Annotated in this window: 21 protein-coding genes; 19 read left to right on the top strand and 2 right to left on the bottom strand. The window is 72.2% G+C overall.

Annotation, left to right across the window (positions count from 1 at the left end):
• Nucleotides 1-20: 20 nt before the first annotated feature.
• From ACIP2X_RS27525 to nusB, 4 genes are all read left to right on the top strand, one after another.
• On the top strand, nucleotides 21-905 hold the full coding sequence (locus ACIP2X_RS27525; RefSeq protein WP_401677433.1) for a Pro-rich N-terminal domain-containing protein: 885 nt from the start codon (nucleotides 21-23) through the stop codon (nucleotides 903-905).
• A gap of 427 nt (nucleotides 906-1,332) precedes the next feature.
• Nucleotides 1,333-2,439, top strand: coding sequence for an aminopeptidase P family protein (locus ACIP2X_RS27520; RefSeq protein WP_401677431.1), 1,107 nt, complete (start codon nucleotides 1,333-1,335; stop codon nucleotides 2,437-2,439).
• A gap of 61 nt (nucleotides 2,440-2,500) precedes the next feature.
• On the top strand, nucleotides 2,501-3,067 hold the full coding sequence (efp, locus tag ACIP2X_RS27515) for an elongation factor P (RefSeq protein WP_365460426.1): 567 nt from the start codon (nucleotides 2,501-2,503) through the stop codon (nucleotides 3,065-3,067).
• Nucleotides 3,068-3,069: 2 nt separating this feature from the next.
• Nucleotides 3,070-3,507 (top strand): transcription antitermination factor NusB, encoded by a 438-nt coding sequence (gene nusB / locus ACIP2X_RS27510; protein WP_401677429.1) that lies wholly within the window; start codon nucleotides 3,070-3,072, stop codon nucleotides 3,505-3,507.
• Between the two features lie 283 nt (nucleotides 3,508-3,790).
• On the opposite strand, the gene bldD is transcribed toward nusB, so the two are convergent.
• On the bottom strand, nucleotides 3,791-4,294 hold the full coding sequence (bldD, locus tag ACIP2X_RS27505; RefSeq protein WP_401677427.1) for a transcriptional regulator BldD: 504 nt from the start codon (nucleotides 4,292-4,294) through the stop codon (nucleotides 3,791-3,793).
• A 275-nt stretch (nucleotides 4,295-4,569) separates the two neighbouring features.
• Between bldD and pyrR the strand changes: the two genes are divergently transcribed.
• The 14 genes from pyrR to ACIP2X_RS27435 all read left to right on the top strand — a co-directional run bounded on the left by pyrR (nucleotide 4,570) and on the right by ACIP2X_RS27435 (nucleotide 21,105).
• Complete coding sequence (pyrR, locus tag ACIP2X_RS27500; RefSeq protein ID WP_401677425.1) at nucleotides 4,570-5,130, top strand: bifunctional pyr operon transcriptional regulator/uracil phosphoribosyltransferase PyrR; 561 nt, start codon at nucleotides 4,570-4,572, stop codon at nucleotides 5,128-5,130.
• Between the two features lie 104 nt (nucleotides 5,131-5,234).
• Nucleotides 5,235-6,209 (top strand): aspartate carbamoyltransferase catalytic subunit, encoded by a 975-nt coding sequence (locus tag ACIP2X_RS27495; protein WP_401677423.1) that lies wholly within the window; start codon nucleotides 5,235-5,237, stop codon nucleotides 6,207-6,209.
• A gap of 5 nt (nucleotides 6,210-6,214) precedes the next feature.
• Nucleotides 6,215-7,501, top strand: coding sequence for a dihydroorotase (locus tag ACIP2X_RS27490; RefSeq protein WP_401677421.1), 1,287 nt, complete (start codon nucleotides 6,215-6,217; stop codon nucleotides 7,499-7,501).
• The gene (locus ACIP2X_RS27485; protein WP_401677419.1) at nucleotides 7,498-8,067 is read left to right on the top strand and encodes a hypothetical protein; all 570 of its coding nucleotides are present in this window, start codon (nucleotides 7,498-7,500) and stop codon (nucleotides 8,065-8,067) included. Before ACIP2X_RS27490 ends, ACIP2X_RS27485 begins: the two co-directional genes overlap by 4 nt.
• Nucleotides 8,064-9,206 carry a glutamine-hydrolyzing carbamoyl-phosphate synthase small subunit gene (carA, locus tag ACIP2X_RS27480; RefSeq protein ID WP_401677417.1) on the top strand — a complete coding sequence of 381 codons (1,143 nt, stop codon included), beginning with the start codon at nucleotides 8,064-8,066 and terminating at the stop codon, nucleotides 9,204-9,206. Before ACIP2X_RS27485 ends, carA begins: the two co-directional genes overlap by 4 nt.
• Nucleotides 9,199-12,507, top strand: coding sequence for a carbamoyl-phosphate synthase large subunit (carB, locus tag ACIP2X_RS27475; protein ID WP_401677415.1), 3,309 nt, complete (start codon nucleotides 9,199-9,201; stop codon nucleotides 12,505-12,507). Before carA ends, carB begins: the two co-directional genes overlap by 8 nt.
• Before the next feature lie 68 nt (nucleotides 12,508-12,575).
• Nucleotides 12,576-13,682, top strand: coding sequence for a quinone-dependent dihydroorotate dehydrogenase (locus ACIP2X_RS27470; RefSeq protein ID WP_401677413.1), 1,107 nt, complete (start codon nucleotides 12,576-12,578; stop codon nucleotides 13,680-13,682).
• The gene (gene pyrF, locus ACIP2X_RS27465; RefSeq protein ID WP_401677411.1) at nucleotides 13,679-14,521 is read left to right on the top strand and encodes an orotidine-5'-phosphate decarboxylase; all 843 of its coding nucleotides are present in this window, start codon (nucleotides 13,679-13,681) and stop codon (nucleotides 14,519-14,521) included. Before ACIP2X_RS27470 ends, pyrF begins: the two co-directional genes overlap by 4 nt.
• A gap of 256 nt (nucleotides 14,522-14,777) precedes the next feature.
• A complete protein-coding gene (locus ACIP2X_RS27460; RefSeq protein WP_003977346.1) occupies nucleotides 14,778-15,101 on the top strand; it encodes an integration host factor in 324 nt (107 codons plus the stop codon).
• Between the two features lie 60 nt (nucleotides 15,102-15,161).
• The gene (gmk, locus tag ACIP2X_RS27455; RefSeq protein WP_401677409.1) at nucleotides 15,162-15,719 is read left to right on the top strand and encodes a guanylate kinase; all 558 of its coding nucleotides are present in this window, start codon (nucleotides 15,162-15,164) and stop codon (nucleotides 15,717-15,719) included.
• 51 nt (nucleotides 15,720-15,770) lie between these two features.
• Nucleotides 15,771-16,043 (top strand): DNA-directed RNA polymerase subunit omega, encoded by a 273-nt coding sequence (rpoZ, locus tag ACIP2X_RS27450; protein WP_003988945.1) that lies wholly within the window; start codon nucleotides 15,771-15,773, stop codon nucleotides 16,041-16,043.
• A 130-nt stretch (nucleotides 16,044-16,173) separates the two neighbouring features.
• Nucleotides 16,174-17,379, top strand: coding sequence for a bifunctional phosphopantothenoylcysteine decarboxylase/phosphopantothenate--cysteine ligase CoaBC (gene coaBC / locus ACIP2X_RS27445; RefSeq protein WP_401677407.1), 1,206 nt, complete (start codon nucleotides 16,174-16,176; stop codon nucleotides 17,377-17,379).
• Between the two features lie 238 nt (nucleotides 17,380-17,617).
• The gene (gene metK / locus ACIP2X_RS27440; RefSeq protein WP_365449207.1) at nucleotides 17,618-18,826 is read left to right on the top strand and encodes a methionine adenosyltransferase; all 1,209 of its coding nucleotides are present in this window, start codon (nucleotides 17,618-17,620) and stop codon (nucleotides 18,824-18,826) included.
• A gap of 125 nt (nucleotides 18,827-18,951) precedes the next feature.
• Entirely contained in the window at nucleotides 18,952-21,105 is a 2,154-nt protein-coding gene (locus tag ACIP2X_RS27435; protein ID WP_401677404.1) for a primosomal protein N', read from the top strand.
• Nucleotides 21,106-21,236: 131 nt separating this feature from the next.
• Here the strand turns inward: ACIP2X_RS27435 and ACIP2X_RS27430 are convergent, their stop codons facing one another.
• A complete protein-coding gene (locus tag ACIP2X_RS27430) occupies nucleotides 21,237-21,779 on the bottom strand; it encodes a hypothetical protein (protein WP_401677402.1) in 543 nt (180 codons plus the stop codon).
• A 283-nt stretch (nucleotides 21,780-22,062) separates the two neighbouring features.
• On the opposite strand from ACIP2X_RS27430, the gene fmt reads away from it, so the two are divergent.
• The gene (gene fmt / locus ACIP2X_RS27425; protein WP_401677400.1) at nucleotides 22,063-22,995 is read left to right on the top strand and encodes a methionyl-tRNA formyltransferase; all 933 of its coding nucleotides are present in this window, start codon (nucleotides 22,063-22,065) and stop codon (nucleotides 22,993-22,995) included.
• Nucleotides 22,996-23,033 lie beyond the last annotated feature (38 nt).

Genomic DNA, 23,033 nt, shown 5'->3' with positions numbered 1-23,033 from the left:
ACGAGACGGAGTGGCACCGGATGCAGCACGCAGTGGGGTCTCCGCTGCCGCCGCCCCACCAGCCGGGGCAGGGACCGGCCGACGGCTGGTCGCCGGCCGCACAACACCCGGGTCCGGGTCCGCACCCCCAGGGACCCGCGCCCGTCCCGCCAGGGCCCATGCCCCTCCCGCAGGGCTCCGCCCCCGTGCCCCCGCCCCCCGGTTTCTCCGGCCCCCCGCCCTCGGCTCCGCACCATCCGCCGACGGCCCCGCCGCCCCCGGACACCACAGGTCACGTCCAGCTGCCACCCGGCGGTCCGGTGACGATGCCCACCGCACCGGCCACCACCACCGTCCCCGACCCGGGGGCCACCACCCTCGCGGTGCTGCTCATCGGCCCGGCGGGCGCGGGCAAGACCAGCGTGGCCAAGTACTGGGCGGACCACCGCCGGGTGCCCACGGCCCACATCAGCCTCGACGACGTGCGCGAGTGGGTCCGCTCGGGCTTCGCCGACCCCCAGTCGGGCTGGAACGACAGCTCCGAGGCCCAGTACCGGCTGGCCCGCCGTACCTGCGGCTTCGCCGCGCGCAACTTCCTGGCCAACGGCATCTCGTGCATCCTCGACGACGCGGTCTTCCCCGACCGCCCCGTCGTGGGCCTGGGCGGCTGGAAGCGCCATGTGGGCCCCGGCCTGCTGCCCGTCGTCCTCCTCCCCGGCCTGGACATCGTCCTGGAACGCAACGCGGAACGCTCGGGCAACCGGCGCCTCACCGACGAGGAGGTGGCCCGCATCCACGGCCGCATGGCCGGCTGGTACGGCTCGGGCCTGCCCATCATCGACAACTCCCAACTGGACGTCCCCACCACGGCCCGCGTCCTGGACGAGGTCCTCACCCGCTCCATAGCGAGCCCTCCGGCCTGGTGAGGCACGGGGCGTGAGAACGCCGCCGCCAAGGGGCCGGGGGACCCCGGGACCGACACCGAGCCACCGTGCACCGCCCGCGTTCTGGACGAGGTCCTCACCGGCTCGATGGGGAGCCCTCCGGCCTGGTGAGGCGGGGAGCGTGAGGGAGCCACCGCAACCGGCGCGCACCGGACGCGAGCCGGCGCGTTGAGCGGTATGGCCCGCTTCTGGACGAGGTCCTCACCGGCTCGACAGCGAGCCTTCCGGCCTGGTGACGCGGGGAGCGTGAGGGAGCCACTGCCACCGGCGCGCACCGGACGCGGGCCGGCGCCCACAGCGCCCGGCAGCTCCGTGGGCGTCGTGACCCGCCCGCACCTGCGTGGTCGGCCCACCGCCCACTCGGCCTCCCCGAGCGGCGCCCCCGGCCCAAAGCTCTTACGCTCGGCACATGTCAGAGGTGTACGCGACCCGCCGGACCCGGCTACGGGAGCGCTGCAACGCGGCCGGCAGCGCGGCGGCGCTGATCTCCCGGCCCGCCAACGTGCGCTACCTCGCGGGCGCGGCCCCCAAGGGCGCCGTACTGCTGCTGGGCAAGCAAGAGGATCTGCTGGTCAGCCCAGGTCCCCCGGACGACCGCCCCACCGAGGGCCGGCTGGACGAGACCCTGCCGCTGCGCACGCTCCCCGCCCCCGGCGGCGACTCCGCCGTCGCCGCCGCCGACCTCGCCACCGACCAGGGCGCCGACTCCCTCGCCGTGGAGGAGCACCACCTCACCGTCGCCCGCCATCGGGCCATCGGCTCGGCCGCCCCCGCCCTGCGCCTCGCCGATCTCGGCAACGCCGTCGAGCAGCTCAGGGTCGTCAAGGACGAGGAAGAGATCTCCTGCCTGCGCATCGGAGCCGAGATCGCCGACCAGGCCCTCGGTGAGCTGCTGGAGTCGATTCTCGTGGGCCGCACCGAGCGCCACCTCGCCCTGGAACTCGAACGCCGCCTCGTCGACCACGGCGCCGACGGCCCCGCCTTCGCCACCTCGGTCGCCACCGGCGCCAACGCCGGCCGACGTGGCCACCGCCCCACGGACCGCCGCGTCGAGGAGGGCGACTTCCTCTCCGTCTGCCTGGGCGCCACCTACCGCGGCTACCGCTGCGAGATCGGCCGTACGTTCGTCATCGGCACCTCCCCGGCGGACTGGCAGATCGAGCTCTACGACCTGGTCTTCGCCGCCCAGCGGGCCGGCCGCGAGATGCTCGCCCCCGGCTCCGCCTACCGCGACGTGGACCGCGCGGCGCGCCAGGTGCTGGACTCCGCCGGGTACGGGCAGGGCCTCCCGGAGCTCATCGGTCACGGTGTGGGGCTCGAAATCGACGAGGACCCGCAGCTGGCCCCCACGGCCATGGGTAAACTGGACGCTTGCGTGCCGGTCACCGTCGAACCGGGGGTCCACCTCCCGGGCCGGGGCGGTGTCCGGATCGATGACACGCTCGTCGTGCGCCCCGAGGCGGACGGCGGACCCGAGCTACTCACCATCACGACCAAGGAGCTGCTCGCGCTCTAGCCTCAGAGCTGTCGCGCCTGCCCCCGGGTCGTCCACGTAAGTCCAGGAGATTGAAGCAACCGTGGCTTCCACGAACGACCTCAAGAACGGCATGGTGCTCAAGCTCGACGGCGGCCAGCTCTGGTCCGTCGTCGAGTTCCAGCACGTCAAGCCCGGCAAGGGCCCGGCCTTCGTGCGCACCAAGCTCAAGAACGTGCTCTCGGGCAAGGTCGTCGACAAGACCTTCAACGCCGGCGTGAAGGTCGAGACGGCCACCGTCGACAAGCGCGACATGCAGTTCTCCTACATGGACGGCGACTACTTCGTCTTCATGGACATGGAGACCTACGACCAGCTCATGGTCGACCGCAAGGCCGTCGGCGACGCCGCCAACTTCCTGATCGAGGGCTTCACCGCCACCGTCGCGCAGCACGAGGGCGAGGTGCTCTTCGTAGAGCTGCCGGCCGCCGTCGAGCTCGTCGTCCAGGAGACCGAGCCGGGCGTGCAGGGCGACCGCTCCACCGGCGGCACCAAGCCCGCCACCCTGGAGACCGGTCACCAGATCCAGGTCCCGCTCTTCATCACCACCGGTGAGAAGATCAAGGTCGACACCCGCACCAGCGACTACCTCGGCCGGGTGAACAGCTAACCGTGGCTGCCCGCAACACGGCCCGCAAGCGCGCCTTCCAGATCCTCTTCGAGGCCGACCAGCGCGGTGCCGACGTCCTGACGGTGCTCGCCGACTGGATCCGGCACTCGCGGACCGACACCCGGCAGCCGCCGGTGAGCGAGTACACGATGGAGCTGGTCGAGGGCTACGCGGGGCACGCGACGCGCATCGACGAGCTGATCGCCCAGTACTCGGTGGGCTGGACCCTCGACCGGATGCCGGTCGTCGACCGCAACATCCTGCGGCTCGGCGCGTACGAGCTGATCTGGGTCGACGACACCCCGGACGCGGTCGTGCTGGACGAGATGGTGCAGCTCGCGAAGGAGTTCTCGACGGACGAGTCGCCCTCTTTCGTCAACGGCCTACTCGGTCGGCTGAAGGACCTGAAGCCCTCGCTGCGGCGTACCGCCGAGGACTGAACGCCCGAGAACGCCGGAGGGCCGCAGCCCGCGCTGCGGCCCTCCGGCGTTCTCATACGACCGGGGTGCCGGAGGGACGTCCGGGACCCACGAGGCGCTCAGAAAGCCGCCGGGGTGGGCGGGACCCAGGAGTTTCGGCCCCCCCCGCGGGACCGTTATGGAGAAGCGGTGGGGGGCGGGCGGCCCCCCCCCCCCCGGCGCCCCCCCCCGGGGGGGGGGGCCCCCCCCCCCGCCCCCCCCCCCCCCCCCCCGGCGCCACGTTTCTGCTGAAGCGGTGAGGGGCTCAGGCGTCCTCGTGCGACGCCACCGCGCGACGGGCGTCCGCGTCCAGCACACCCCAGCCGATCAGCTGCTCGGTCAGGACCGAGGGCGACTGGTCGTAGATCACGGCGAGGGTGCGCAGGTCGTCCTGGCGGATCGAGAGCACCTTGCCGTTGTAGTCACCGCGCTGCGACTGGATGGTGGCCGCGTAGCGCTGGAGGGGACCCGCCTTCTCGGCCGGCACCGTGGCCAGCCGCTCCAGGTCCAGGACCAGCTTCGGCGGCGGCTCGGCGGCGCCACCCGGGGTCGTGCCCGGAAGCAGCTCCTGCACGGGAACGCCGTAGAAGTCCGCCAGCTCGGCGAGTCGCTGCACGGTCACGGCGCGGTCGCCGCGCTCGTACGAACCGACCACGACCGCCTTCCAGCGCCCCTGTGACTTCTCCTCGACACCGTGGAGGGAAAGGCCCTGCTGGGTGCGGATGGCCCGGAGCTTGGCCCCGAGCTGTTTGGCGTATTCGCTGGACATATGGCTCCCCGGACACTGTGTCGACGCGACTGGTGTGGTTCCAGGCCGCGCGGCTGGTAACTCACTGTGAGGTTACGCAGCGTTACTCTCCTGCGTCAAGCCGAATGGTCCGCACCGACTCTTCCGTGGTATCGGCCGCGGCTTGGGCCGAACGGGTGATTCCGTGACCCCGTGGGGGGTGATCTGGGGTGTCGCCGGGGGCTGCTACGGTGGATGGCGCAATCCCGACGTCCTTTAAGGTCCGTCCCGTGAGGCGGAGAAGGAGGTCCGTTTCCATGGACACGCAAGAGTCCGATGCGCGGCCCGTGCTCGAAGGCCCCGACATCGCGCGGGTGCTGACCCGCATCGCCCACGAGATCGTCGAGCGCGCCAAGGGCGCCGACGACGTGGTGCTCCTCGGCATTCCGACCCGGGGCGTCTTCCTCGCCCAGCGGCTCGCGGTCAAGCTGGAGGAGATCACCGAGCGCAAAGTGCCGTGCGGTTCGCTGGACATCACCATGTACCGCGACGACCTGCGCATGCACCCACCGCGCGCGCTGGCCCGCACCGACATCCCCGGTGACGGCATCGACGGCAAGCTGGTCGTCCTCGTCGACGACGTGCTGTTCTCCGGCCGCACCATCCGCGCCGCCCTCGACGCCCTGAACGACATCGGGCGTCCCCGCGCGGTCCAGCTCGCGGTCCTCGTCGACCGGGGCCACCGCGAACTGCCCATCCGTGCCGACTACGTCGGCAAGAACCTCCCCACGTCGCTGCGGGAGACGGTCAAGGTCCAGCTCGCCGAGGAGGACGGTCGCGACACCGTGCTGCTCGGTGTGAAGCAGACCGCCCAGTAGCAACGGAAGGCGTACGGCCGCTGCCGTACGCCGGCTCGGCACGCCCCGGCGTGCTCCTGGTTGCCCGAATCCTCCCGAATGAACTGCCTTACGGAGCCTGAAAGATGCAGCGCCATCTCATCTCGGCCGCCGACCTCACCCGCGACGACGCCGTCCTGATCCTCGACACCGCCGAGGAGATGTCCCGGGTCGCCGACCGGCCGATCAAGAAACTGCCGACCCTGCGCGGCCGCACCGTGGTCAACCTCTTCTTCGAGGACTCGACCCGCACCCGGATCTCCTTCGAGGCCGCCGAGAAGCGGCTGTCGGCGGACGTCATCAACTTCACCGCCAAGGGATCCTCGGTCTCCAAGGGCGAGTCCCTCAAGGACACCGCGCAGACCCTGGAGGCCATGGGCGTCGACGCGGTCGTCATCCGGCACGGCGCCTCCGGGGCCCCCTACCGGCTGGCGAACTCCGGCTGGATCGACGCGGCCGTCATCAACGCCGGTGACGGCACCCACCAACACCCCACCCAGGCGCTGCTCGACGCCTTCACCATGCGCCGCCGCCTGGTCGGCAGGGACGCCGGGCTCGGCCACGACCTGGCCGGCAAGCGGGTCACCCTCGTCGGCGACGTCCTGCACAGCCGGGTCGCCCGCTCCAACGTCGACCTGCTCCACACCCTCGGCGCCGAGGTCACCCTCGTCGCCCCGCCCACCCTGCTGCCGGTCGGCATCGAGACCTGGCCCTGCCAGGTCTCCTACGACCTCGACAGCACGCTGCCCAAGTCGGACGCCGTGATGATGCTGCGCGTGCAGCGCGAGCGCATGAACGCCGCGTTCTTCCCGACCGAGCGCGAGTACTCGCGGCGCTACGGCCTGGACGGCGACCGGATGGCGAAGATGCCCGAGCACGCCATCGTGATGCACCCCGGTCCGATGGTCCGCGGCATGGAGATCACCGCCGAGGTCGCCGACTCCGAGCGCTGCACCGCGATCGAGCAGGTCGCAAACGGAGTCTCCATCCGGATGGCCGTTCTGTATCTGCTGCTCGGTGGAAACGAACCCGCCACCACCACCCGTACCGAGGAGAAGTAAGAAAGATGAGCAAGATCCTGATCCGTGGTGCGAAGGTGCTCGGCGGCGAACCGCAGGACGTGCTGATCGACGGCGAGGTCGTCGCCGCGGTCGGCACCGGCCTGTCGGCCGAGGGCGCCGAGGTCGTGGAGGCAGGCGGCAAGGTGCTGCTGCCGGGCCTGGTCGACCTGCACACCCATCTGCGCGAGCCCGGCCGCGAGGACTCCGAGACCGTGCTGACCGGCACCCGCGCGGCCGCCTCCGGCGGCTACACGTCCGTGTTCGCCATGGCCAACACCTTCCCCGTGGCGGACACCGCCGGTGTGGTCGAGCAGGTCTGGCGGCTGGGCCGGGAGCACGGCTACTGCGACGTGCAGCCGATCGGTGCCGTCACCGTCGGCCTGGAGGGCAGGAAGCTCGCCGAGCTCGGCGCCATGCACGAGTCGGCGGCCGGAGTGACCGTCTTCTCCGACGACGGCAAGTGCGTCGACGACGCCGTGATCATGCGCCGGGCCCTGGAGTACGTGAAGGCCTTCGACGGGGTCGTCGCCCAGCACGCGCAGGAGCCGCGGCTGACCGAGGGCGCCCAGATGAACGAGGGCGTCGTCTCCGCCGAGCTCGGTCTCGGCGGCTGGCCCGCGGTGGCCGAGGAGTCGATCATCGCCCGGGACGTCCTGCTCGCCGAGCACGTCGGCTCCCGCGTGCACATCTGCCACCTGTCGACCGCCGGCTCGGTGGAGATCGTGCGCTGGGCCAAGTCCCGCGGCATCCGCGTCACCGCCGAGGTCACCCCGCACCACCTGCTCCTCACCGACGAGCTGGTGCGCAGCTACAACCCGGTCTTCAAGGTGAACCCGCCGCTGCGCACCGAGCGGGACGTGCTGACGCTGCGCGAGGCGCTGGCCGACGGCACGATCGACATCGTCGCCACCGACCACGCCCCGCACCCGCACGAGGACAAGGACTGCGAGTGGGCCGCCGCCGCCATGGGCATGGTCGGCCTGGAGACCGCGCTGTCGGTGGTCCAGGAGACGATGGTCGACACGGGGCTGCTCGGCTGGGCGGACGTGGCCGACCGGATGTCCTTCGCGCCGGCCCGGATCGGCCGGGCCACCGGCCACGGACGGCCCGTCTCGGCAGGTGAGCCCGCGAACCTCACCCTCCTCGACACGGCATACCGTGGGCCGGTGGACCCCGCGGGCTTCGCCTCGCGCAGCCGCAACACCCCCTACGAGGGCCGCGAGCTGCCGGGCCGTGTCACGCACACCTGGCTCCGGGGCAAGGCCACGCTCGTCGACGGGAAGCTCACGTGACACCTGTAATCCTGCTCGCCGCCGGTAAGGAATCGGCGGAAGTGACCGACTGGGCCGCCCGCATCGGCTGGGTCGTCGGCCTCGCCCTGTTCGTCGCGCTCGTCTACTGGCTGATGCGCGAGGGCTGGAAGTGGCGCGGCACGCTCCAGGGCGACCTGCCGGAGCTGCCCGGCGCGCCGGAAGAGCCCGGCACGGCGAGACTGACGTTGAGCGGCCGCTACCACGGCTCCACCACCGCCGGTCAGTGGCTGGACCGCATCGTGGCGCACGGCCTGGGCACCCGCAGCAGGGTCGAGCTCACGCTGACGGACGCGGGCCTGGGCGTCGTACGCCCCGGGGCGAGCGACTTCTTCGTCCCGGTGGCGGCACTGCGCGAGGCCCGGCTGGACAAGGGCATCGCCGGCAAGGTCCTCACCGAGGGCGGACTGCTCGTCGTGACCTGGGCGCACGGGGAGCGGCTGATCGACTCCGGTTTCCGCTCCGACCGCGCGGCCGAGCACAACGAGTGGGTCGACGCAATCAACTCCATGATCACCACCAGCACCACGGAAGGCGCCGAACGATGACGACCTCCACAGGGGGAACCACGAAGGTCCCCGCCGTACTCGTCCTGGAGGACGGCCGGGTCTTCCGCGGCCGCGCCTACGGGGCCGTGGGGGAGACCTTCGGCGAGGCCGTGTTCTCCACCGGCATGACCGGCTACCAGGAGACCCTCACCGACCCGTCGTACCACCGCCAGGTGGTCGTGATGACCGCCCCGCACGTCGGCAACACCGGCATCAACGACGAGGACCCCGAGTCCCGCCGCATCTGGGTCGCCGGCTACGTCGTGCGCGACCCCGCGCGCGTGCCCTCCAACTGGCGCTCCCGCCGCTCGCTCGACGAGGAACTGCGCCGCCAGGGCGTGGTCGGCATCTCCGGCATCGACACCCGCGCGCTGACGCGGCACCTGCGCGAGCGCGGCGCCATGCGCGTCGGCATCTTCTCCGGCAACGCGCTGCCCGACGAGGGCACCATGCTCGCCGAGGTGCGCCAGGCCCCCGAGATGAAGGGCGCCGACCTCGCCGCGGAGGTCGCCACCAGCGAGCCGTACGTCGTCCCCGCGATCGGCGAGAAGAAGTACACCGTCGCCGCCGTCGACCTCGGCATCAAGGGCATGACCCCGCACCGGATGGCCGAACGCGGCATCGAGGTGCACGTGCTGCCGGCCACGGCGAGCGTGGAGGACGTCTACGCCGTGAACCCCGACGGCGTCTTCTTCTCCAACGGCCCCGGTGACCCGGCCACCGCCGACCACCCCGTCTCCGTGATGCGCGGCGTCCTGGAGCGCGGCACGCCGCTGTTCGGCATCTGCTTCGGCAACCAGATCCTGGGCCGCGCCCTCGGCTTCGGCACCTACAAGCTGAAGTACGGCCACCGCGGCATCAACCAGCCGGTGCAGGACCGTACGACCGGGAAGGTCGAGGTCACCGCGCACAACCACGGCTTCGCCGTCGACGCCCCGCTCGCCGAGGTGTCCGACACCCCCTTCGGCCGCGCCGAGGTCTCCCACGTCTGCCTCAACGACAACGTGGTGGAGGGTCTCCAGCTCCTCGACAAGCCGGCTTTCAGCGTCCAGTACCACCCCGAAGCGGCAGCGGGCCCGCACGACGCCGCCTACCTGTTCGACCGCTTCGTGAAGCTCATGGAGGGCCAGCGTGCCTAAGCGCACCGATATCCAGTCCGTCCTGGTCATCGGCTCCGGCCCGATCGTCATCGGCCAGGCCGCCGAGTTCGACTACTCCGGCACCCAGGCGTGCCGCGTCCTGCGGTCCGAGGGGCTGCGGGTCGTCCTCGTGAACTCCAACCCGGCGACGATCATGACCGACCCGGAGATCGCCGACGCCACCTACGTCGAGCCGATCACCCCGGAGTTCGTCGAGAAGATCATCGCCAAGGAGCGGCCCGACGCGCTGCTGCCCACGCTGGGCGGCCAGACGGCGCTCAACACGGCGATCTCGCTGCACGAGAACGGCGTGCTGGAGAAGTACGGGGTCGAGCTGATCGGCGCCAACGTGGCGGCGATCCACAAGGGCGAGGACCGCGACCAGTTCAAGGACGTCGTGGCCGAGGTCCGGCGCAAGATCGGGCACGGCGAGTCCGCCCGCTCGGTGATCTGCCACACCATGGACGACGTGCTCGCGGGCGTCGAGGAGCTCGGCGGCTACCCCGTGGTGGTCCGCCCGTCCTTCACGATGGGCGGTGCCGGTTCCGGCTTCGCGCACGACGAGGAGGAGCTGCGCCGCATCGCCGGCCAGGGCCTGACGCTCTCCCCGACCACCGAGGTGCTCCTGGAGGAGTCCATCCTCGGCTGGAAGGAGTACGAGCTGGAGCTGATGCGCGACAGGAACGACAACGTCGTGGTCGTCTGCTCCATCGAGAACTTCGACCCGATGGGCGTGCACACCGGCGACTCGATCACGGTCGCGCCCGCGATGACGCTCACCGACCGCGAGTACCAGATCCTGCGCGACATCGGCATCGCCGTCATCCGTGAGGTCGGCGTCGACACCGGCGGCTGCAACATCCAGTTCGCCGTCAACCCGGCCGACGGCCGGGTGATCGTCATCGAGATGAACCCGCGCGTGTCGCGTTCGTCCGCGCTGGCCTCCAAGGCGACCGGCTTCCCGATCGCCAAGATCGCCGCCAAGCTCGCCGTCGGCTACACCCTCGACGAGATCCCCAACGACATCACCCAGGAGACCCCGGCGTCCTTCGAGCCGACCCTGGACTACGTCGTCGTCAAGGCGCCCCGGTTCGCCTTCGAGAAGTTCCCGCAGGCCGACTCGACCCTGACGACCACGATGAAGTCGGTCGGCGAGGCCATGGCCATCGGCCGCAACTTCACCGAGGCCTTCCAGAAGGCGCTGCGCTCGCTGGAGAAGAAGGGCAGCCAGTTCACCTTCGTCGGCGAGCCCGGCGACAAGGCCGAGCTGCTGCGCGAGGCGGTGCGCCCGACCGACGGCCGGATCAACGCCGTCATGGGCGCCATCCGGGCCGGTGCGACGCCCGAGGAGGTCTTCGAGTTCACGAAGATCGACCCCTGGTTCGTCGACCAGCTCTTCCTCATCAAGGAGATCGCCGACGAGCTGGCGAGCGCGCCCGAGCTCACCACGGACCTGCTCGCGCAGGCCAAGCGGCACGGCTTCTCCGACCAGCAGATCGCCGAGATCCGCGGGCTGCGCGAGGACGTCGTCCGCGAGGTCCGGCACGCGCTCGGTGTGCGCCCGGTCTACAAGACGGTGGACACCTGCGCCGCCGAATTCGCCGCGCGCACCCCGTACTTCTACTCCTCCTACGACGAGGAGACCGAGGTCGCGCCGCGCGAGAAGCCCGCCGTGATCATCCTGGGCTCGGGTCCCAACCGCATCGGCCAGGGCATCGAGTTCGACTACTCCTGCGTGCACGCCTCGTTCGCGCTGAGCGACGCCGGGTTCGAGACCGTGATGGTCAACTGCAACCCGGAGACCGTCTCCACCGACTACGACACCTCCGACCGGCTGTACTTCGAGCCGCTCACGCTGGAGGACGTGCTGGAGATCGTGCACGCCGAGCAGCAGGCCGGCCCGGTCGCGGGCGTCGTCGTGCAGCTCGGCGGCCAGACCCCGCTGGGCCTCGCGCAGGCGCTCAAGGACAACGGCGTGCCGATCGTCGGCACCCCCCCGGAGGCCATCCACGCCGCCGAGGACCGCGGCGCCTTCGGCCAGGTCCTCGAGGAGGCCGGCCTGCCTGCCCCCAAGCACGGCACGGCCACCACCTTCACCGAGGCCAAGGCCATCGCCGACGAGATCGGTTACCCGGTCCTCGTGCGCCCGTCGTACGTCCTGGGCGGCCGCGGCATGGAGATCGTCTACGACGAGGCCCGGCTGTCGTCCTACATCGCCGAGTCGACCGAGATCAGCCCCTCCCGGCCGGTGCTGGTGGACCGGTTCCTCGACGACGCGATCGAGATCGACGTCGACGCCCTCTACGACGGCGAGGAGCTCTACCTCGGCGGTGTCATGGAGCACATCGAGGAGGCCGGCATCCACTCCGGCGACTCGGCGTGCGCCCTGCCCCCGATCACGCTCGGCGGCTTCGACATCAAGCGCCTGCGCGTCTCGACCGAGGCGATCGCCAAGGGCGTGGGCGTCCGCGGTCTGATCAACATCCAGTTCGCGATGGCGGGCGACATCCTCTACGTCCTGGAGGCCAACCCGCGCGCGTCGCGCACGGTCCCCTTCACCTCGAAGGCGACCGCGGTGCCGCTGGCCAAGGCCGCCGCGCGCATCTCGCTGGGCGCGACCATCGCTGAGCTGCGGGCCGAGGGCCTGCTGCCCGGGCGCGGGGACGGCGGCGAGCTGCCGCTGGACGCGCCGATCTCCGTCAAGGAGGCCGTGCTGCCCTGGACCCGCTTCCGGGACACCTCCGGGCGCGGCGTCGACACCGTCCTCGGCCCGGAGATGCGCTCCACCGGCGAGGTCATGGGCATCGACTCCGTCTTCGGAACGGCGTACGCCAAGTCGCAGGCCGGCGCCTACGGCCCGCTGCCCACCAAGGGCCGCGCGTTCATCTCGGTCGCCAACCGCGACAAGCGCTCGATGATCTTCCCGGCCCGTGAACTGGTCGCGCACGGCTTCGAGTTGCTCGCCACGTCCGGCACGGCCGAGGTGCTCAAGCGCAACGGCATCCACGCCACCGTGGTGCGCAAGCAGTCCGAGGGCACCGGCCCGAACGGCGAGAAGACGATCGTCCAGCTCATCCACGACGGCGAGGTCGACCTCATCGTCAACACCCCGTACGGCACCGGCGGCCGTCTCGACGGCTACGACATCCGCACCGCGGCCGTGGCCCGGTCCGTGCCGTGCCTGACGACCGTCCAGGCGCTCGCCGCCGCCGTCCAGGGCATCGACGCGCTCAACCACGGGGACGTGGGCGTGCGATCGCTCCAGGAACACGCGCAGGTGCTGACCGCGGCCCGCGACTGACCGCCCTGAGGGGGACACCGAAGACGGTGTCCCCCTCTTCGTGAGGACACCTGTCTTCGTGAGGACACATGTACAAGATCTTCTTCCGTCTCGTCTTCCGGCGCATGGACGCCGAGCGGGCACACCACCTCGCCTTCCGCTGGATCCGCCTCGCCGTGCGCGTCCCCGTGCTGCGCACCTTCGTCGCGGCCGTGCTGGCGCCCCGCCACAAGGAGCTGCGCACGGAGGCCCTCGGCCTGCGCATGCACGGCCCCTTCGGGCTCGCGGCCGGCTTCGACAAGAACGCGGTGGCCATCGACGGCATGTCGATGCTCGGCTTCGACCACGTCGAGATCGGCACGGTGACCGGTGAGGCACAGCCCGGCAACCCGCAGCAGCGGCTGTTCCGGCTGGTCCCGGACCGTGCGCTGATCAACCGCATGGGCTTCAACAACGACGGCTCGCTGGCCGTCGCCGCCCGCCTCGCCTCGCGTGAGCCGGTCTTCCGGACCGTCGTGGGTGTCAACATCGGCAAGACCAAGGTGGTCCCCGAGGCCGAGGCCGTCCTGGACTACGTGAAGTCGGCGGAGCGGCTGGCGCCGTACGCCGACTACCTGGTCGTGAACGTCTCCTCGCCCAACACGCCGGGGCTGCGCGACCTCCAGGCCGTCGACCACCTGCGCCCCCTGCTGACCGCCGTGCGCGAGGCCGCCGACCGCATGGTCACCTCCCGGCGGGTGCCGCTCCTGGTGAAGATCGCGCCCGACCTGGCCGACGAGGACGTCGACGCCGTCGCCGACCTCGCCGTCGAGCTGGCCCTGGACGGGATCATCGCCACGAACACCACCATCGCGCGCTCCGGACTGGGCCTGAAGGCCGACCCGGCGCTGGTCGAGGAGGCCGGCGGCCTGTCCGGCGCCCCGCTGAAGGCCCGCTCCCTTCAGGTGCTGCGCCGCCTGTACGCGCGCGTGGGCGACCGCATCACCCTGATCGGCGTCGGCGGCGTGGAGAACGCCGAGGACGCCTGGCAGCGCATCCTGGCCGGCGCCACCCTGGTGCAGGGCTACAGCGCCTTCATCTACGAGGGCCCCTTCTGGGCCCGCGCGATCCACAAGGGCCTCGCCGCCCGACTGCGCACGAGCCCGTACGCCACGCTCGCCGACGCCGTCGGCGCCGATGTGAGGAAGGCCACATGAGCCTGGAACCCTTTGGCGCACGCCTGCGCCGCGCCATGGACGAGCGGGGTCCCCTCTGCGTCGGCATCGACCCGCACGCCTCCCTGCTCGCCGACTGGGGCCTGAACGACGACGTCGCCGGCCTGGAGCGGTTCAGCCGCACCGTGGTGGCGGCCACGGCCGACCGGGTCGCCGTCCTCAAGCCGCAGAGCGCCTTCTTCGAGCGCTTCGGGTCGCGCGGTGTCGCCGTGCTGGAGAAGACGGTCGAGGAGGCGCGGGCGGCGGGCGCGCTGGTCGTCATGGACGCCAAGCGCGGCGACATCGGCTCCACCATGGCCGCCTACGCCGAGAGCTTCCTGCACAAGGACGCCCCGCTGTTCTCCGACGCGCTGACCGTCTCGCCGTACCTCGGCTACGGGTCGCTGAAGCCGGCCGTGGACCTGGCACGGGAGAACGGCGCGGGCCTGTTCGTGCTGGCCCTGACCTCCAACCCCGAGGGCGCGGAGGTCCAGCACGCGGTGCGGGCCGACGGCCGTACGGTCGGCGCGACCGTGCTGGCCCACCTGGCCGCCGAGAACGCGGGGGAGGAGCCGATGGGCTCCTTCGGCGCGGTCGTCGGCGCCACGCTCGGTGACCTCTCGTCGTACGACCTCGCCGTCGGCGGTCCGCTGCTCGCCCCCGGCATCGGTGCGCAGGGGGCCACTCCGGCCGACCTGCCCGCGGTTTTCGGTGCCGCCGTGCGCAACGTGGTGCCGAACGTCAGCCGTGGGGTGCTGCGGCACGGTCCCGACGTGGTCGCTCTGCGTACCGCCGCGGAGCGCTTCGCGGAGGAGATCTCGGCCGCGCTGACGGCGGCCTGAAGGCCCCGACCAGGGGTTCAGGAAGCGCTTGAGGCTGGATACATCCTCAAATCCAGGGCAGTATGTCTGAAATATCCTGTCCTGACAGAGGCTGACCAGGACTTTTCCGCTGTTCTCGCTGACTCTGGCGGACATGACCGCTAGTCTCCGACGAGAGTCAACGGGCAAGCGTGTTGCTCGTAGCTCCCCTGGTGTGGGGCCACTAGGTTCCTCACCGGTCCGTATCCGACAGTTCGACATCCGAGGTGACGTAGGCGTGGCTCTTCCGCCCCTTACCCCCGAACAGCGCGCAGCCGCGCTCGAGAAGGCCGCCGCGGCTCGCCGGGAGCGGGCCGAGGTCAAGAATCGACTCAAGCACTCCGGCGCCTCCCTTCACGAGGTCATCAAGCAGGGCCAGGAGAACGACGTCATCGGCAAGATGAAGGTCTCGGCTCTCCTCGAGTCCCTGCCGGGCGTGGGCAAGGTCCGCGCCAAGCAGATCATGGAGCGACTCGGTATCTCCGAGAGCCGCCGCGTGCGTGGTCTCGGCTCCAACCAGATCGCCTCGCTCGAGCGCGAATTCGGCAGCACGGGTTCCTGACCCTCCGGAGGACTCCGGGCATGGTCCCGGGCACTCCGGGACAGCTGGAATAATCGCTGCATGAGTGAACGTCCGCGGCTGACCGTGCTCTCCGGACCCTCCGGGGTCGGCAAGAGCACGGTCGTCGCCCATATGCGCAAGGAACACCCCGAGGTCTGGCTCTCGGTGTCGGCGACGACCCGCAGGCCGCGCCCCGGTGAGCAGCACGGTGTCCACTACTTCTTCGTCACCGACGAGGAGATGGACAAGCTGATCGCCAACGGCGAGCTGCTGGAGTGGGCCGAGTTCGCCGGCAACCGGTACGGCACGCCCCGCGCGGCCGTGCTGGAGCGGCTGGAGAAGGGCGAGCCCGTCCTGCTGGAGATCGACCTCCAGGGCGCCCGGCAGGTGCGGGGGTCCATGCCCGAGGCCCAGCTGGTGTTCCTCGCTCCGCCCTCCTGGGAGGAGCTGGTGCGCAGGCTCACCGGCCGGGGCACCGAACCGCCCGAGGTCATCGAGCGCCGTCTGGCGGCCGCGAAGGTCGAGCTGGCCGCGGAGCCCGAGTTCGATCAGACCCTGGTCAACACCTCCGTCGAGGACGTGGCGCGTGAGCTGCTAGCCTTGATGGACGTTGTGTGATCGTGATTGATCGTGCATCCTGAATCTTTCCCATCCATCGGAAGGTAGAGCGTGTCCTCTTCCATCTCCGCGCCCGAGGGCATCATCAACCCGCCGATCGACGAGCTCCTCGAGGCCACCGACTCGAAGTACAGCCTCGTGATCTACGCGGCCAAGCGGGCCCGCCAGATCAACGCGTACTACTCGCAGCTCGGCGAGGGCCTCCTCGAGTACGTCGGTCCGCTCGTCGACACCCACGTCCACGAGAAGCCGCTCTCGATCGCGCTTCGCGAGATCAACGCGGGGCTGCTGACGTCCGAGGCCGTCGAAGGCCCGGCCCAGTAGTACGACCTGCTTGCGGCAGACCTGCCCACAGGCCCGGCGGCGCGTCCGCCGGGCCTGGGTGTGTCATAGACGCGTACGCGGCGCACACCGCGCACGCGGTACACGCGGTAGTCGAGTCCGGGGAGACACGGTGGACAAGCCCAAGGTCGTTCTGGGGGTGAGCGGCGGCATCGCCGCGTACAAGGCCTGTGAGCTGCTGCGGCGGCTGACGGAGTCGGGCCATGACGTGCGCGTCGTCCCCACCGCCTCCGCGCTGCACTTCGTGGGCGCGGCGACCTGGTCGGCGCTGTCCGGGCACCCGGTCTCCACCGAGGTCTGGAACGACGTCCACGAGGTGCCGCACGTGCGCATCGGCCAGCACGCCGACCTCGTGGTCGTCGCGCCCGCCACCGCCGACATGCTCGCCAAGGCCGCCCACGGCCTCGCCGACGACCTGCTCACGAACACCCTGCTCACGGCCCGCTGCCCGGTCGTGTTCGCCCCCGCGATGCACACCGAGATGTGGGAGCACCCGGCCACCCAGGAGAACGTGGCGACGCTGCGCCGCCGGGGCGCCGTCGTCGTCGAGCCCGCCGTCGGCCGTCTCACCGGCGTCGACACCGGCAAGGGCCGGCTGCCCGACCCGGGCGAGATCTTCGAGGTCTGCCGCCGGGTGCTGGCCCGCGGGGTCGCCGCACCGGACCTCGCGGGGCGCCACGTCGTCGTCAGCGCCGGAGGCACCCGCGAGCCGCTCGACCCGGTCCGCTTCCTCGGCAACCGCTCCTCCGGCAAGCAGGGCTACGCGCTGGCCCGCACGGCCGCCGCCCGGGGCGCCCGCGTCACGCTGGTCGCCGCGAACACCTCCGGGCTGCCGGACCCGGCGGGCGTCGACGTCGTGCAGGTCGGCACCGCCGTGCAGCTGCGGGAGGCGGTGCTGAAGGCGGCCGCGGACGCCGACGCGGTCGTCATGGCCGCCGCGGTGGCCGACTTCCGCCCGGCGACGTACGCGTCCGGGAAGATCAAGAAGCAGGACGGCCAGGACCCCGAGCCCGTCGTCCTCGTCCGCAATCCGGACATACTCGCGGAGATCTCGGCCGACCGCGCCCGCCCGGGACAGGTGGTCGTCGGCTTCGCCGCCGAGACCGACGACGTGCTCGCCAACGGGCGCGCGAAGCTGCGGCGCAAGGGCTGTGACCTGCTCGTGGTGAACGAGGTGGGCGAGCGCAAGACCTTCGGCTCGGAGCAGAACGAGGCGGTGGTGCTGGGCGCCGACGGCAGCGAGACGCCCGTGCCGTACGGACCCAAGGAAGCGCTGGCCGACACGGTCTGGGATCTCGTCGCCGCGCGTCTCGGGTGAGACCCGCCGGCCCGTGCCGCGCCCCCGGATGCCTCCATTAGGGGCGTGGCGCCCCTGGCCAACATCGCCGCACATTGGGCAGAATGCCCGTGCCGCAGGTCACAGCGCTCCCGAGAGGCGAGACGGTGGCCCCGTGGCGGAGCGCGACCGATAAACTGTGTCTCGGACGTCGGCGGGCGCAGCCCCCGTCCCGTCCACCCATGATCAGCCAGCAGCCGCTGCAACCCCAGGGAGCGTTGTGTCCCGTCGCCTGTTCACCTCGGAGTCCGTGACCGAAGGTCACCCCGACAAGATCGCTGACCAGATCAGCGACACCATTCTCGACGCGCTGCTGCGCGAGGACCCCTCGTCCCGCGTAGCCGTGGAAACCCTGATCACCACCGGTCTGGTGCACGTGGCCGGAGAGGTCACCACCAAGGCCTACGCGCCGATCCCGCAGCTGGTCCGGGAGAAGATCCTGGACATCGGCTACGACTCCTCGAAGAAGGGCTTCGACGGCGCCTCCTGCGGTGTCTCGGTTTCGATCGGCGCGCAGTCCCCGGACATCGCGCAGGGTGTGGACACGGCGTACGAGAGCCGGGTCGAGGGCGACGACGACGAGCTGGACCGGCAGGGCGCCGGTGACCAGGGCCTGATGTTCGGCTACGCCTCGGACGAGACGCCCACCCTGATGCCGCTGCCGATCTTCCTGGCGCACCGCCTGTCGAAGCGCCTGTCCGACGTGCGCAAGAACGGCACCATCCCCTACCTGCGGCCCGACGGCAAGACGCAGGTCACCATCGAGTACGACGGCGACAAGGCCGTCCGCCTCGACACGGTCGTCGTCTCCTCGCAGCACGCCAGCGACATCGACCTGGAGTCGCTGCTCGCGCCCGACATCCGCGAGTTCGTCGTCGAGCCGGAGCTGAAGGCGCTCCTGGACGACGGCATCAAGCTCGACACCGAGGGCTACCGCCTGCTGGTCAACCCGACGGGCCGTTTCGAGATCGGTGGCCCGATGGGTGACGCGGGCCTGACCGGCCGCAAGATCATCATCGACACCTACGGCGGCATGGCCCGCCACGGCGGCGGCGCCTTCTCCGGCAAGGACCCGTCCAAGGTGGACCGCTCGGCGGCGTACGCGATGCGCTGGGTCGCCAAGAACGTGGTCGCCGCCGGCCTGGCCTCCCGCTGCGAGGTCCAGGTGGCGTACGCCATCGGCAAGGCCGAGCCGGTCGGTCTGTTCGTCGAGACCTTCGGCACCCACAAGGTGGAGCCCGAGAAGATCGAGAAGGCGATCGAGGAGGTCTTCGACCTCCGTCCGGCCGCGATCATCCGCGACCTCGACCTGCTCCGCCCGATCTACGCCCAGACCGCGGCGTACGGCCACTTCGGCCGCGAGCTTCCCGAGTTCACCTGGGAGCGCACCGACCGCGTGGACGCGCTGCGCGCGGCCGCGGGGCTGTAGGTTCCCGAGGTTCCCGCACGTGCGACGAGGCCCGGTCCCTTCGGGGGGCCGGGCCTCGCCCTGTCCCGGTCCCCTTCCGGACACGCGCCCGTCGGTTGTCGGTGGCGTTTGGTAAGAATGCAAGCGTGAGCAGCGAGAACAGCCAGGGGGAGGGCGGCGCGGAGGGCGCGCCGCCGGAGCAGCTCGCGTTCATCCGGGAGAGCGTCCGCAAGGCCACGACGCCGCGCGCCAAGCCGCGTACCTGGCGAGGGGCCGCGCTGGCCGGGGAACTGCCCGTCGCGCGCGTGCTCGTGGACAAGGGTGTGCTGCACCTCGACCGCTACTTCGACTACGCCGTGCCCGAGGAGCTCGACGCCGACGCACAGCCCGGCGTGCGGGTGCGGGTGCGGTTCGGGGCCGGGCGGCACCGGGTGCGCGAGGGGCGCCGTGAGGGCGGGGGCCTGATCGACGGGTTCCTCGTCGAGCGGCGGGCGGAGTCGGACTACTCCGGTCCCCTGGCGGCGCTCGCCCAGGTGGTGTCCCCCGAGCCGGTGCTGAGCGAGGAACTGCTGGGACTGGCCCGGGCGGTCGCCGACCGGTACGCCGGGAGCCTCGCCGACGTGCTCCAGCTGGCCGTGCCGCCGCGCAGCGCCCGCGCCGAGCAGCGGCCGTCGCCCGCGCCGCTGCCGCCGCCCCCGGCGCCCGAGGCGGGGTCCTGGGCCCGCTACGAGAACGGGGTGGCGTTCCTGGAGGCGCTGGCCTCCGGCGGCGCGCCACGGGCCGTCTGGAACGCCCTGCCCGGACCCGCGTGGAGTGCCGAACTGGCCCGGGCCGTCGCAGCCGCACTGGCCGCGGGACGCGGCGCGCTGGTTGTCGTACCGGATGGACGGACCGCCTCCCGGGTCGACGCGGAGTTGACGGCTCTGCTGGGTGAGGGGCGGCACGCCCTGTTGACCGCAGACGCGGGCCCGGAGAAGCGGTACCGGGAGTGGCTCGCCGTGCGGCGCGGTTCGGTACGGGCCGTGGTGGGCACGCGCGCCGCGATGTTCGCGCCCGTGCGGGACCTCGGGCTGGTCGCGATCTGGGACGACGGTGACGACAGCCACAGCGAGCAGCACGCGCCGCAGCCGCATGCGAGGGACGTGCTGCTGCTGCGTGCCGCCCAGGACAAGTGCGCCTTCCTGCTGGGCGGTTGGAGCTGCACCGTCGAGGCCGCGCAGCTGGTGGAGAGCGGATGGGCGCGGCCGCTGGTCGCCGTGCGGGAGCAGGTGCGGGCCGCCGCGCCGCTGGTGCGCACCGTGGGCGACCAGGATCTGGCGCGGGACGAGGCCGCGCGGGCCGCGCGGCTGCCGAGTCTGGCCTGGCAGGTGGTCAGGGACGGGCTGCGGCAGGGGCCGGTGCTGGTGCAGGTGCCGCGACGGGGCTATGTGCCGCGGATGGCCTGCGCGCAGTGCCGGGCGCCCGCGCGGTGCCGGCACTGCGCGGGGCCCCTGGAGGCCCGGGACGCGGGGGCGCTGCGCTGCGGGTGGTGCGGGCGCGAGGAGGGCTCGTGGCACTGCCCGGAGTGCGGGTCGTTCCGGTTGCGGGCGCAGGTGGTGGGCGCGCGGCGGACCGCCGAGGAACTGGGGCGGGCGTTTCCCGCCGTGCCGGTGCGGACGTCCGGGCGGGAGCATGTGCTGGACACGGTGCCGGGGGCGCCGGCGCTGGTGGTGAGCACGCCGGGGGCCGAGCCCGTGGCCGAGGGCGGGTACGCGGCGGCGCTGCTGCTCGACGGGTGGGCGATGCTCGGACGGCCGGATCTGCGGGCCGGTGAGGACGCGCTGCGGCGGTGGATCGCGGCTTCGGCGCTGGTGCGGCCGCAGGGCGACGGGGGGACGGTGGTCGTCGTCGCCGAGCCGACGCTCCGGCCCGTGCAGGCGCTGGTGCGGTGGGATCCCGTGGGCCACGCGGTGCGGGAGCTGGCCGAGCGGGCCGAGCTGGGGTTCCCGCCGGTGTCGCGGATGGCGGCCGTGTCGGGCCCGCCGGAGGCGGTGGCCGAGTTCCTGGCGATGGTCGAACTGCCGCCCCAGGCCGAGGTGTTGGGTCCGGTGCCGCTGCCCGTCACACCGGTCGCGGCGGGCCGCTCGCGGCGGGCCGGGGCGCCGCCGGCCGGGGAGCACTGGGTACGGGGCCTGGTCCGGGTGCCGCCCGGGCGGGGCTCGGCCCTGGCCGCCGCGCTGAAGGCCGCGCAGGCGGCACGGATGGCCCGGGGGAGCGGACCGCCGGTGTGGGTACGGATCGATCCGCCGGACATCGGGTGAGGCAGCGGCGCTGAAGGGCTGCCGGCACCCGGGCGCGTGGGGCACGCGGGGGCGGGTCTCCGCCCCGTGACATACGGCTGCCCTCCCGGCGTCGCCGGGAGGGCGGGTCTGGCAGCCGTGGGGTGGGGGGGTCAGCCGTTGCGGGGACCGGGGAAGGCGGTCGGCCTGATCTCCTCGCGCAGCGACGGACTGCCCGCCGTCGGCTGGGTCGGCATCGCGCGGGCCGCGGGAACGGTCGGCACGGTGGGGAGGCCGGCGCCCACGTTCACCGCGCGGGTCGTCGCCGGTTCCGTGCTGCGCTCGGCCTCCGCCGCGGCCTGCGTGGTGGCGCGGCGGGAGCCGTAGCGGCGGTGCACCGCCTGCTTGGTGACGCCGAGGGCGGAGCCCACCGCGTCCCACGAGAAGCCGAGCGACCGGTCGAAGTCGACCGCGGCCGTGACCAGGGTCTCGACGCTGTCCCGCAGCTCCTGGGCGAGACGGACCGTCGGGGCGGGCGCGCGTCCGTAGACGACGAAGCCCGTGGAGGGACCGGAGCGGCGCGGGCGGTAGACGTTGCCCAGCTGGGCGGTGAGGGTGCGCAGTGCGTCCACCTGCCGGCGGACCCGCTCGATGTCCCGCACCAGCAAGTGCAGGCTGGCCCGAGCCTGGGCGTCGTGGGTTGCGTGGTCGGCCATGAACAAGCCTCTCGAACCGGCGTTGAGGAGAAAGGATCGGGCCGCTGGGGCGGCCCGTTGGTCAACTCTTTCTTGACCAACGCGTTCGGGGGCCGGTGGTCACGGTAAGGGGGCGCGGGGGCATATGCGTGCGCCGTCCCGTGGGGGGTGCGCCGGGGCCCGTCGCCCACCCGTGCCACCCCTGTCGCCTGCGCGGCATGAGGCTGAGCGGGCAATCGCCGGACCGCGCAATAGACTTGTGCGCTGCCCCGACCACCCCCAGCCGAGAGGCCCGTGTCCGCACATGAAGCTCGTCTTCGCCGGTACCCCCGAGGTCGCTGTTCCCGCCCTGGACGCCCTGCTCGACTCCGGGCGGCACGAGGTGGTCGCCGTCGTCACCCGGCCGGACGCGCCTGCCGGGCGCGGGCGCCGGCTGGTCGCGTCGCCCGTGGCACAGCGGGCCGAGGAGGCCGGCATCGAGGTGCTGAAGCCGGCCAGGCCCCGGGAGCCGGAGTTCCTGGAGCGGCTGCGCGAGATCGGGCCCGACTGCTGTCCCGTCGTGGCGTACGGCGCGCTGCTGCCCCGGGTCGCCCTGGACATCCCCGCCCACGGCTGGGTCAACCTGCACTTCTCGCTGCTGCCCGCCTGGCGCGGCGCCGCCCCCGTGCAGCACTCCCTCATGTCCGGCGACGAGATCACCGGCGCCTCCACGTTCCTGATCGAGGAGGGCCTCGACTCGGGGCCCGTCTACGGCACCGTGACCGAGACGATCCGGCCCACCGACACCAGCGGCGACCTGCTGACCCGGCTCGCCTTCGCGGGCGCCGGGCTGCTCGCCGCGACCATGGACGGGATCGCCGACGGCACCCTGAAGGCCGTGCCGCAGCCCGCGGACGGGGTGACCCTCGCGCCGAAGATCTCCGTCGACGACGCCCGCGTCGACTGGGCCGCTCCCGCCCTGCGCGTCGACCGGGTCGTGCGCGGCTGCACCCCCGCGCCCGGGGCCTGGACCACCTTCCGGGGCGAGCGGCTCAAGCTCGTGCAGGTCTCGCCCGTGCCCGACCGGACGGACCTCGCCCCCGGGCAGCTGTCCGTCGGCAAGAACGACGTGTACGCCGGGACCGGTTCGCACGCCGTCGAACTGCTGTGGGTGCAGGCCCAGGGCAAGAAGCCGATGCGGGCGGCGGACTGGGCGCGCGGGGTGCGGATCGCGGACGGGGAGACGCTCGGGGGCTGAGCCGCCGCCCAGGGGCCTGCGACGTAGGCTGGAGTGCA

This window comes from Streptomyces sp. NPDC089424 (assembly GCF_044749345.1).
In the GTDB taxonomy this organism is placed as follows: domain Bacteria; phylum Actinomycetota; class Actinomycetes; order Streptomycetales; family Streptomycetaceae; genus Streptomyces.
Note: the sequence above shows the minus strand (reverse complement) of the source record. Positions and strands in the feature narration are given on the sequence as shown.